Source organism: Aureitalea sp. L0-47, assembly GCF_026126405.1.
Lineage (GTDB): Bacteria > Bacteroidota > Bacteroidia > Flavobacteriales > Flavobacteriaceae > Pukyongia.
In genome coordinates, this window is record NZ_JAFMTQ010000021.1 from 23,726 (window position 1) to 34,822 (window position 11,097).

The following is an 11,097-nucleotide window of genomic DNA, read 5'->3' on the forward strand; positions in this document are numbered from 1 at the left end:
ATGTCCTTACAAAGTAAAATAAACCCTAACAAGTTACCCAGGCACGTAGCCATTATCATGGACGGCAACGGCCGTTGGGCAAAACAAAAGGGATTATTGCGAACTGTAGGACATGAAAACGGCTCTAAAGCCGTGCGAGAAGTCGTTGAAGCCTGCGCCGAAATCAATATCCCCAATCTCACGCTCTATGCCTTCTCAACCGAAAATTGGAAGCGGCCCAAATTGGAAGTTGAACTACTGATGAAGCTCCTTATTAATTCTCTAAAGAAGGAGATCAGTACGCTTGAGGAAAATGATATCAGGCTAAATGCCATTGGTAATCTCAATGCCTTACCCAAAAAGGCCCACAATGAACTTATTGACGTGATTGAGAAGACCAAATCCAATACGCGTATGACGCTCACACTCGCTTTAAGCTATGGCTCACGTGAAGAAATCACAAAAACAATTAAAGAGATTAGCCTTAAAGTTAAAAATAACCTAATTTCGCCGTCGGATATTGACGAATCACTTATTAATAAGCATCTTTACACCCGAAGTTTACCGGATGTAGATCTATTGATACGTACAAGTGGTGAGCAGCGTATTAGTAATTTTTTATTGTGGCAAATCGCTTATGCCGAACTGTATTTTACGGACACCCTTTGGCCAGATTATTCAAAGGAGCATCTTTTTGAAGCCATAATAAATTATCAAAACAGAGAAAGAAGATTTGGAAAAACGAGTGAGCAACTTCAAAATTAATCCATTATCACAAACTTCTAAAACACTGTATTGTATCTTTCTATTTACAATACTATCTGTTTTTTCTGTTTCTGCCCAGGTAATCGATAAAAACAAACGCTACGCAATAAACAGCATCTCGGTTAGCGGTGAGCAAACCTTCAACGAGCAAACAGTTATTGCATTTACCGGCCTTAAAGAAGGTGATCTCATCTATATTCCGGGTGAAAAATTAAGTGAGGTAACCAAGAAACTTTGGGAGCAAAACCTCTTTAGCGATATCGCTTTTTATGTCACCAATGTTGAAGGAGATCGTGTAGACCTCGAGTTGTATATCGTAGAACTTCCAAAGATGTACGATGTGACCATTGACGGTATCCGAAAAGGCCAGAAAAAGGACATCATTAGTGACAATGGCCTTAAACGGGGTGTGAAAATCACCAAGAACCTGGTAACTACCACCAAGAATTACATAGCGAATAAATACAGAAAGGAAGGTTTCTTTAATACTGAAGTAATAATCAGTACCAAACCTCACCTGGATTCCACCGGAAAGGAGATCGCCAAGAACATGTTTATCAATATCGACAAAGGCGAACGTGTAAAGGTAAGCAGCATAGACATTGTTGGCAATAAAGAACTTTCAGACAAGAAAGTTAGATCGGCAATGAAGAATACCAAGCAGAAGAATCCTGTTCGTTTCTGGAAACGATCAAAATACACCGAAGACGGAATCGTAGAAGACCAAGCCAACATCATCAAGAAATACAAAACCAATGGATTCAGAGATGCAAGAATCCTGAGCGACACCCTAATTATCAAAGACGATAAGAATGTGGAACTCGCCATTGAGGTGGAAGAAGGAAGGAAGTATTACTTCGGAAACATAGACTTCATTGGTAATAGTAAGTACACCGATGGCCAATTACGGCAGATACTGGGTATCCAAAAAGGTGAAGTCTACAATGGAACACTGCTGGCAGAGCGAATTGCAGACGACTCCGATCCCGATGCGGCAGACCTCACCAACCTATACCAGAATAACGGTTATCTGGCGGTGCAAATCAGTCCGGTGGAAGTGGCAGTAAGACAAGATACAATCGATTTTGAAATTCGGATCATAGAGAGAAATGAATTCTATTTCGACCACGTTACCGTGGTTGGAAATTCGAAAACCAACGATCACGTTATCTATCGTGAATTAAGGACTCGTCCGGGACAGAAATACAGCAAGAGAAATGTGATTCGAACGCTTCGTGAACTAGGACAGTTAGGCTATTTCGATCCGGAACAACTTACTCCGGATTTCAAAAAGGTGGACGAAACCAACGGCCTGGTTGATCTGGAATATTCAGTGATCGAGAAAGGTGCGAGTCAGATCGAGCTACAAGGTGGTTACGGTGGGGGTGGATTTGTAGGAACCCTGGGGCTTTCCTTTAACAATTTCTCACTTCGGAATATATTCAACAAAGATGCTTACAAGCCGCTCCCAATGGGTGACGGACAGCGATTGTCCCTCAGAGCGCAGGCGAGTAGTTTTTACCAAACTTATAGCCTCTCGATCGTTGAACCATGGCTAGGTGGAAAGAAACCTATTCAGTTCAGTACTTCCTTCTCACATACCGTGCAGTATCTTTTTGATTTTGTCAACAGAGACGTGGATCGAACGCGTAGGTTCCTCATCACAGGAGGTTCAGTAGGTATTGCTAAGCGATTGAAGTGGCCTGATGATTACTTCCAGTTCTCGCAAGCGATCAGTTTCCAGCACTTTAATCTGAAGAATTACAATACGGGTCTGTTCACCTTTGGAGATGGGTTTGCCAATAACCTGGCTTACACAATAGGTCTAAGCAGAAACAGTACCTCGGCTAACCCGATCTATCCAAGAAGCGGATCCGAGTTCAATGTGAGCGCTAAATTAACTCTCCCATACTCTGCATTAGGAAGCACCGATTATTCCGCACTTGCTGAAGAAAGATCCATGCTTGATCTTTCCACCGTAGACGGCACTGAAAGAAGAGCCGAAATTGACCAGGAGCGATTTAAGTGGTTGGAGTATTATAAGGTAAAGTTCCAGGGCCAGTGGTTTACTAGTGTGTACAAGGATCTCGTACTCCGAACGAACGCTGAATTTGGATTCCTCGGAGCCTACAATCAGGATCGAGGCGTACCTCCTTTTGAACGATTCTTTGTTGGTGGAGACGGCCTGGGAGCCTTCTCGCTGGACGGTAGGGAGGTTATCCAACTGAGAGGTTATCCTAACCAATCACTTTCGAATAATGATGGAAATACCATTTACAATAAATTTTCGTTAGAATTACGGTATCCGATTACTTTGAAGCAGTTGGCTTCGATCTACGTACTCACTTTTATAGAAGGTGGTGGCGCCTATAACGGGTTCAGAGATTACAATCCGTTCCAATTAAATAGGTCTGCTGGCGCAGGAATACGTATATTTATGCCCGCATTCGGGTTGTTGGGGATAGATTTTGGTTACGGATTCGACCCAATCCTGAATGGAACCGAAGCAAACGGGTGGGAAACCCACTTTATTATCGGACAACAATTTTAACTTTGGCACGATATTTTCTTAATAACAACCAGCAATTATGAAAGCAAAAAACATATTTCTTTTCGCCTTTGTAGTGCTCTGCTTTTCTTATGCCGCTAATGCTCAAAGAGGAGTTAGAATAGGCTACATTGACATGGAATATATCCTAGAGAGCGTTCCGGAATATAAGGAGTCTGAAACTCAACTCGAAGGAAAAGTCCAGCGTTGGAAGGCGGACATCGAAAAGAAACAGAAGGCGATCGATCAAATGAAATTGAATCTTGCTAACGAGCGAGTTCTACTAACAAAAGAATTGATCGAAGAGCGTGAAGAAGAAATCCAGATCCTCGAAGAAGAAATGATCAAGTATCAACAGGATCGTTTCGGACCAAATGGTGACTTGATGATTCAACGCCGACAGTTGGTTCAACCCATACAGGACCAGGTATTTAATATAGTTCAGGAAATTGCTGTAAATAAGAAGTACGACTTCATTTTTGACAAATCTGCCGATGTAGTGATGTTATTCGCTGCAGAAAGAAATGATATCAGTGACCAGGTAGTTCGAAGCATCAATCGTTCAAATAAGCGAAAAGAAGCCACTAATAAGAAGGAAAAACGCGAAATCGAGAAGCGCGATGAACTTTCGGAAGAAGAAGAGACCGCAGTATCAGAGCGTGAAGAAGCTGCTGAGGCAAAAAAGGACGAGAGAGAACGATTAATGGAAGAACGCAGACGAGTTCGCGATTCTATTAGAGAGGCAAGAAGAATAGAATTTGAGCAAAGAAGACAACAACTTCTCGATGAAAGACAACGCCGTAAAGATTCCATATTGCAGGCAAGATCAGGCGGAGGAGCTCCTCCTGCTGCCGGTGGAAACGGCAATGGTAACGGAGGCGGTGTTTAAATAAGAGACACAATCTAATTTATAACACAAAATAATCTAGAAAGACAATGAAAAATTTGAAATTATTAATCGTAGCATTTGTGCTGTTTTTGGGAGCTACATCTTTCACATATGCACAGTCTAAGATTGCACATATTAATACGGCCGATTTAGTTCAGGCAATGCCTTCAATGAAGCAAGCCCAGAGTCAGCTTGAAAAGATTCAAAAGACCTACGATACGGAACTTAGAGCGATGGCAAAGGAATTAGATGCTAAGAGTAAGCAATATGCTGCCGAGGCGGAAACTAAGACCGAAGAACAAAACAGAAAGCGCGTTGAAGAAGTTCAAACCATGCAGAACAATATCGCGGCTTACCAGCAACAAGCATTGAAAGACCTTCAACAAAAAGAAAGAGATATCTTCCAACCTATTCTGGATAGAGCAAAAACGGCCATTCAGAAAGTAGCAAGAAACAAAGGGTACCAGTATGTACTGGACTCCTCTGAGGGAAGTAACGTAATCCTTGCTGAAGGATTCGATCTTCTTGCCGATGTAAAAAAGGAATTGGGAATTTAACACCCAAAATAAAAATATAACCTAAACTGCCCGCTCTTTAGCGGGCAGTTTCTATTTTAGTGGTAATGAAATCCGCACAGCCTATTGGAATATTCGATTCGGGAGTTGGTGGCACCTCTATTTGGAAAGAGATTCACCAGCTAATGCCGATGGAAAACACCATCTACCTGGCGGATAGCAAATTTGCTCCTTACGGGAATAAACCCCGAGAGGATATCGTCCGACTCAGCATCAAGAATACTGAAAAGCTAATTGATATGGGCGCCAAGATCATAGTTGTCGCTTGTAACACTGCTACCACCAATGCTATTTCAATATTGCGCGCAAATTATGACCTCCCTTTTGTAGGTATAGAACCGGCCATTAAGCCTGCCGCGCTTAAATCCAAAACCGGACGCATTGGTATCCTAGCTACCAGGGGCACGCTGAGTTCCGCTCTATTTTCCCAAACCAGTGAAGCTTTTGCCAGCGATATTAAAGTGGTTGAAGTTGTTGGTGAAGGTTTGGTGCCACTCATCGAAAACGGTCAGCTGGACAGTTCGGAATTACATACTTTGCTCATTAAGTACCTGGATCAAATGATTGAAGCCAAGATAGATTACCTTGTTCTGGGCTGCAGTCACTACCCCTACCTGATCCCAAAATTGAGAGAAATGCTTCCAAAAAACGTAACCATAATCGATTCAGGAGCGGCGGTAGCACGTCAAACGAAAAATCTTCTCCAAAAACACAACTTACTGAATACGGAAACTTCCACTCCATCACTTGAGTTTTACAGCAATTCAGAAACTACAATACTGAAGAGTTTGCTGGGAGATCATTCGGAGATAACTGTTGATCGACTGGATTTTTAACTGAAGTATCCCAGAAGTTCTTTCTTTTTGGCCGGACTTACCATGATCTGCTTACCGCTGGAAAGCACAACACTTCCTCCTTTTCCTTTTCGGTACTCAACCACGGCATTTACATTTACGAGATAGGATTTGTGAACACGGGCAAAACCGCTACTCTTTAGGCTTTCTTCAAAATATTTCAAAGTCTTACTCACCAATTTCTTACCCTCTTTCAGGAAGATCTGAGTGTAGTTATCGTCCGCCTGGCAATAAAGGATATCCGCAATCTCCAATACTTCAAATCCGTTCTGCTGAGGAATGGTGATCTTACCTTCCACATGATGATGTTTTGGCTGTAGCACTGTATTTTGAAGGCTATTTTCTTTTTCTTTTATTTCTGAAACGTAATCCACCGCTTCGATAAGCTTATCAATTGAGATGGGCTTCAGAATATAATAGGAAGCATGAGCGTTCAACGCATCTATTGCGTAGTGATTGTAGGCGGTAACAAATACCGTTTCAAACTGGCGATCGCCAACTTTATCGAGGAGATCGAATGCGTTTCCATAGGGCATCTCTACGTCCAGGAAAACCAGGTCCAGGTCGTTATTCCTTATTAAAACCAGGGCCTCTTCCACATTGGCAGCTTCACCCATTAGTGAAACACTTGGGCAGTATTTGGACAGGTAATTTCTCAATATCTCCCTACTGGTCTCTTCATCTTCTACTATGATAGCTCTTAAATCCATTAATCCTTTTTTAAGTTTAACACTACTCGTGTTCCCTCTTCGTTCTCGAAAACATCTTCAACCTTAACATCCACTTTATCCTGGTACATCTCATTGAGGATAGAGATTCGTTTCTGAATATTACCCATCCCTTTCGATTTCTGCCGCTTTTGGTGTTCGGTTTTAAGCGATTTGGATCGCTTCCTGCCAATACCATTATCCTCGATTATGATCCTAACTGAATCCTTTGAAACTGAAAGGAATTTGATATCCAGCCTGCCTTTTTCCTCCTTGTATCGAAGCCCGTGCCAAACCGCATTTTCAACATACGGTTGAAGTAACATTGGTGGAATTACAAATTCCTTCATATTGATGTTCTCATCCACTGTAAACTCGTACTCGAACTTATCCTTAAACCTGAAGTGTTCCAACTTCGTATACATGTTCAGCAATTCAATTTCACTTGCGAGCGGAATGAAATCTTCCTCGCTATTCTCTAATACCGCCCGCATTAGCTGTGAAAAATCACTGAGGTATTTGTTGGCTGTCCTCTCGTCATTACTGGCAATAAAACTATTTACGGAATTCAACGCGTTGAAAATAAAATGAGGATTCATCTGTGTTCTTAGTGACTTCAAAGCCAGAAGATTGTTGGCGTACTTCTGTTGTCGGACGTTCTTGTACTGGTAGTAAGCAGTTAGTAAAAGTAATACCGCAACTAGAATCAAGGAGCCAATGATCCATTTCTGAATACGGTTGTTTTTCTGAATAAGTTCCTGGTTCTCAAAGGCCAATTTATATCGACTCTCGTTCAGTACCCGCTCATTTTCAAGACTGGTGATCCTATTTTGTTTTAGAGCGATCTCCCTGCTGAAACGTGCCGCCTGCGACAATTCCTGTTCCTTCTTGATGTATAGTTCATCAACAACTTCTACGTATTTCTCATAATTTTCTGCCGCCTTGCCAAAATTTCCTATCCCCTTGTACACTTCCGACAGCTTCCTTGTAGCGTCCTTCTGAACCACAAGATCCTCTTTCTTATCGGCTTCCTCTATACTCTTTTCAAGGAAGGGGATTGCATCTTCATATTTGTCCTGGGCAACGTAGGCGTTAGCAATCTTATAGTTCTGTCGTTGCGGACTAATCTCTTCGGCTTCCTCATCTTCAAGCGAATCCTCCTCGAGGTTTGAAACCCCTTCCAGGATTCCGGTTCGTAGCTTTATCTCCTTTTCGAAGTCACTATTCTGATTGTAGAAATCGGCTACTTTGTTCTGTTCGATCACTGCCCTCTTTTTATTTTGCTTCTTTGCCAGGATAAGCGAATTATCGAAGTATTGTTCCGCCTGGACCGGTGCTCCACCTTTTGCGTAGGCCTCCCCAATCTTCGAGTTCAGATCGGTTATCTTAGGTGTGATCTTATGTTGGTTGGCAATGTCAAGCGCCTCCTGATAATTAAAAACACTTTTTTCAATATCTTCAATAGCCCTGTATGTATCCCCCAGACCTTCATAGACCTCTACTCTTTGGTAGTTGGACAATTTCACCTTTAGCAACTCTTCGAATAAGGCGATACTTTCCTGGTAATTATTACTGGCCATATAAGCAGCTCCTAGCTTGATTCTCACATCCGTTCGGGATTGTGAAGAAATACTACTCTTATAATTATCGACGGCCAGATCGGGTTGGTTCCAGTGTAGATTTACATCTCCAAGAGTTTCAAAAGCGATGCTATTGTGTCGTCGTGAGGAGGCTCTTCCCGGCACCACTTCCAGGCTACGGGTAACATATTCGATACTTTTCCTGGCGTCTTTTTTCAGAAAGTATTTCGCAGAATCAATAAACGTATTGAAGTTACTTTCGGCCTCGTTTCTACTTGTAGTCGTTACCGGGATATTCTCTTCAAGGGTAATTTCGTCCTTTACACGTATGGTTACATCCTGCTTCTTTTTAATTGTATAATACACAGTTTCGAAATCGTCACTGCGAACAATTAATTCATCGCCAATTTTAGCCGAAATAGCGAACTCTCCGGCGCCGTTGGTGGTTGTATAACCCCCTCCGACGATCTCAATGTTTACCCTTGGAATAGGATCATTGCTGTCCTCTTCAACCACAATTCCCTTCAGCACAAAATCGTCAGGAGAATTGCGTTGCACCTGTCCGTTTATTGCAGGCAGGGCGATTAGTAGCGCAAATAGTATGATATAAAAATTCCTCATGGGTTCCGAATAGTAAACTTACACACTTTAGGTGGGTTTGAAAAATCGTCATGGACCAGAATCACCTCAAAATCTGGTCCAAAACAGCGTTTGCCTATTTCCCATGTTACTTTCACTAATTGAAAGTAACTGTTCCCTCATCTCAGGTTTTTTCGGAATGAAGTTGGTGATAGCTTTACTGTAAAATCAATAATACCCGAACCCTTTGAAACAATTGATTTCAAGGTTTAATTTCTGAATAAAATTAAATTTCTAAAAGATGAAAACACATAAGTTATTTGTATTACTATTCGCCATCGTTTTATCATTTTCCTGTAAAGCAGATACGAGCAAAGAGTTGACCCTGGTAGAAAATGCCCCTGCACATTCGCCGGTGGCAAACAAACATTATATAAAAGTGGCATTGCTTCTTGATACCAGCAATAGTATGGACGGACTCATAGACCAGGCCAAAGCCCAACTTTGGGAGATCGTGAACGAACTTTCCTATGCCAAATGCAGAAACCAGAGTCCGAATCTTCAAATTGCCCTTTACGAATACGGAAATGACGGATTAAACTCCAGAGATGGTTACGTGAGAAAGATCCTCGGTTTTACAGAGGACCTTGACGATGTATCGAAAGAACTATTCTCACTTACAACAAATGGAGGAAGTGAATACTGTGGAACTGTGATCCATAAGTCTATCAAGCAATTGGACTGGGGCAATGACGCAGACGACCTGAAAATGATCTTCATTGCCGGTAACGAGCCATTTACTCAGGGTAAGATAAATTACAAAGATGCCGCGCTAGAAGCGAAAGAAAAAGACATCGTTGTCAATACCATTTTCTGTGGTGACTATAATCACGGAATATCCTCGAAATGGCAGCATGGGGCACAACTGGCCTATGGTGATTATATGGCAATCAATCACAATCAGCACACGGTTCACATCGCTTCGCCTTATGATGATATCATTCTTCAGCTAAACGTAAAGCTCAACAACACCTACATTCCCTATGGCAGACGAGGTCGTTCGAAGATTGCCATGCAGGCAGAACAGGATGCCAATGCCGCCGAATATGGTGGCGCCAATGCGGTTAGCCGAACTGTTTCGAAGAGTTCTCACTTGTACAAGAACAGTAGTTGGGATCTCGTGGATGCCGAAGAAGAAGAGGACTTTAGCTATGATAAATTGAAGAACGAAGATCTACCGGACAACCTGAAGAATAAAACCAAAGCGGAGATCAAGGCCTATGTTGCACAGCAACGTGCGGAGCGGGAGTCAATTCAGGAGGAAATCGCCGAATTAAATGAGAAAAGGCGCAAGTATATTTCGGAACAGAAGAAAGATGGGGATAACGCCCTGGAAAGCGCAATGATCGAAGCCCTGAGGAAGCAAGCGGAGAAGAAGGATTACAAGTGGGATGAATAATGAAATCCGCTAAAAAAAGCCCTGCAATTGCAGGGCTTTTTTTATTTTAATTAATTGCAGGACAATTACACGAATACGTTTGTGGTCTGTTCCCGAGGAAATCATACCCTAAGGTTATCTGGTGGAATCCACCACTCTGGAACCGAATGTTTCCAGCCTGGTATGAATACGTATAGGCAAACAACCATTTTTTATAGTTAACACCTATTACAGGTGTCCAGTACTGCAATTTCTGGGTGCTCACTTCAGTTCCATCAAGAAATTCGGAACCATCGAAACTTCTTCGGTAAGAAATACCACCCCAAAGTTGTCCGAAATCCATGGTCCTGTATACCTTAATATTCGTATCCAATGCTTGTTCACCGGTACGTTCTCTCCACTGGAATAATACGGAAGGTTCATACGCCCATTGAGAATACGGGCCACCCGTTATTGCATAAGCAGCTGAGAACAGGTACTGACGTTGATTATTTGGTTCGAAATTTTCTGAAAACAGGTTCCTGTTCTGAAAAATGATGTTTTTTACGGTAAAATGACCTGAAAAGTTTACGAAGTTATAGGACACCCCTGCATCCAGGTTAAAATAAGAGCTACTCTGAATGATGCCTGCAATGACCGGGTCGAAATCGTTGGGATCGAATTCGGTTTCATCCAATCTGGATTGGACCAATCCAGCGCTCAATCCGAAAGATAACTGATTTAAATCTACCTCAGTTCTTGAGAACATGATATGGTGAGCATAGGTCAAATAACCCCCTGTTTGAGAATGATACCCGTTCTTATCGGCAAATACAATGGCTCCAACACCGGAACGATCTCCTAAGCGCGCATTAAAACTTAAGGTCTGTAAGTTAGGTGCCTCGTCCTGATCAAACCACTGTTGTCTCGCCGTAAGCCTAAGTTGATTATGCGCGGCGGCTCCTGCCATAGAAGGGTGCAATAGATACAGGTTATCCGCAAAGTAATCGGAATACACTGGAATACCATCCTGTGCGTGTATCATCGAGCCCAAGAGCAGGAATAGAATAAAGTAGGTCTTTTTTATCTTCATAGTAAATAGCTATCGTTTTAGGGTAAAGTGTCCTTTAAACTCCTTTCGGACCTCTTCCTCGGTGTATTCCACCACAAACCAGTAATCACTCGATGGCATCGGGTTACCGTT

10 protein-coding genes are annotated in these 11,097 nt (G+C 42.3%); 6 read left to right on the plus strand and 4 right to left on the minus strand.

From position 1 onward, the window contains the following. From J1N09_RS14725 to murI, 5 genes are all read left to right on the plus strand, one after another. Positions 1-744 (plus strand): isoprenyl transferase, encoded by a 744-nt coding sequence (locus tag J1N09_RS14725; protein WP_265201034.1) that lies wholly within the window; start codon positions 1-3, stop codon positions 742-744. Then, the gene (locus J1N09_RS14730) at positions 713-3,295 is read left to right on the plus strand and encodes an outer membrane protein assembly factor (RefSeq protein ID WP_265201035.1); all 2,583 of its coding nucleotides are present in this window, start codon (positions 713-715) and stop codon (positions 3,293-3,295) included. The genes J1N09_RS14725 and J1N09_RS14730 overlap by 32 nt, the downstream gene beginning before the upstream one ends. A gap of 37 nt (positions 3,296-3,332) precedes the next feature. Continuing rightward, a complete protein-coding gene (locus tag J1N09_RS14735) occupies positions 3,333-4,181 on the plus strand; it encodes an OmpH family outer membrane protein (RefSeq protein ID WP_265201036.1) in 849 nt (282 codons plus the stop codon). A gap of 47 nt (positions 4,182-4,228) precedes the next feature. Continuing rightward, positions 4,229-4,738 carry an OmpH family outer membrane protein gene (locus J1N09_RS14740; RefSeq protein ID WP_265201037.1) on the plus strand — a complete coding sequence of 170 codons (510 nt, stop codon included), beginning with the start codon at positions 4,229-4,231 and terminating at the stop codon, positions 4,736-4,738. Between the two features lie 65 nt (positions 4,739-4,803). After that, positions 4,804-5,592, plus strand: a complete 789-nt coding sequence (gene murI / locus J1N09_RS14745) for a glutamate racemase (RefSeq protein ID WP_265201038.1) — start codon at positions 4,804-4,806, stop codon at positions 5,590-5,592. On the opposite strand, the gene J1N09_RS14750 is transcribed toward murI, so the two are convergent. Then, positions 5,589-6,320 (minus strand): LytR/AlgR family response regulator transcription factor, encoded by a 732-nt coding sequence (locus J1N09_RS14750; protein WP_265201040.1) that lies wholly within the window; start codon positions 6,318-6,320, stop codon positions 5,589-5,591. The genes murI and J1N09_RS14750 overlap by 4 nt on opposite strands. Next, entirely contained in the window at positions 6,320-8,518 is a 2,199-nt protein-coding gene (locus J1N09_RS14755) for a tetratricopeptide repeat protein (RefSeq protein ID WP_265201041.1), read from the minus strand. Before J1N09_RS14755 ends, J1N09_RS14750 begins: the two co-directional genes overlap by 1 nt. A gap of 259 nt (positions 8,519-8,777) precedes the next feature. On the opposite strand from J1N09_RS14755, the gene J1N09_RS14760 reads away from it, so the two are divergent. After that, positions 8,778-9,935: a vWA domain-containing protein gene (locus J1N09_RS14760; protein WP_265201043.1), complete on the plus strand. Its 1,158-nt coding sequence runs from the start codon at positions 8,778-8,780 to the stop codon at positions 9,933-9,935. 46 nt (positions 9,936-9,981) lie between these two features. On the opposite strand, the gene J1N09_RS14765 is transcribed toward J1N09_RS14760, so the two are convergent. Both J1N09_RS14765 and J1N09_RS15565 read right to left on the minus strand, forming a co-directional pair. After that, positions 9,982-10,986: a type IX secretion system membrane protein PorP/SprF gene (locus tag J1N09_RS14765; protein WP_265201045.1), complete on the minus strand. Its 1,005-nt coding sequence runs from the start codon at positions 10,984-10,986 to the stop codon at positions 9,982-9,984. Between the two features lie 9 nt (positions 10,987-10,995). Beyond that, on the minus strand, positions 10,996-11,085 hold the full coding sequence (locus J1N09_RS15565; protein WP_414826855.1) for a hypothetical protein: 90 nt from the start codon (positions 11,083-11,085) through the stop codon (positions 10,996-10,998). Positions 11,086-11,097 lie beyond the last annotated feature (12 nt).

Bases quoted from the DNA above. Each gene is read 5' to 3' on its own strand.
- J1N09_RS14725 (WP_265201034.1), top strand. From the start codon at position 1: ATGTCCTTACAAAGTAAAATAAACCCTAACAAGTTACCCAGGCACGTA.
- J1N09_RS14735 (WP_265201036.1), top strand. From the start codon at position 3,333: ATGAAAGCAAAAAACATATTTCTTTTCGCCTTTGTAGTGCTCTGCTTT.
- J1N09_RS14740 (WP_265201037.1), top strand. From the start codon at position 4,229: ATGAAAAATTTGAAATTATTAATCGTAGCATTTGTGCTGTTTTTGGGA.
- murI (WP_265201038.1), top strand. From the start codon at position 4,804: ATGAAATCCGCACAGCCTATTGGAATATTCGATTCGGGAGTTGGTGGC.
- J1N09_RS14750 (WP_265201040.1), bottom strand. From the start codon at position 6,320: ATGGATTTAAGAGCTATCATAGTAGAAGATGAAGAGACCAGTAGGGAG.
- J1N09_RS14755 (WP_265201041.1), bottom strand. From the start codon at position 8,518: ATGAGGAATTTTTATATCATACTATTTGCGCTACTAATCGCCCTGCCT.
- J1N09_RS14760 (WP_265201043.1), top strand. From the start codon at position 8,778: ATGAAAACACATAAGTTATTTGTATTACTATTCGCCATCGTTTTATCA.
- J1N09_RS14765 (WP_265201045.1), bottom strand. From the start codon at position 10,986: ATGAAGATAAAAAAGACCTACTTTATTCTATTCCTGCTCTTGGGCTCG.
- J1N09_RS15565 (WP_414826855.1), bottom strand. From the start codon at position 11,085: ATGCCATCGAGTGATTACTGGTTTGTGGTGGAATACACCGAGGAAGAG.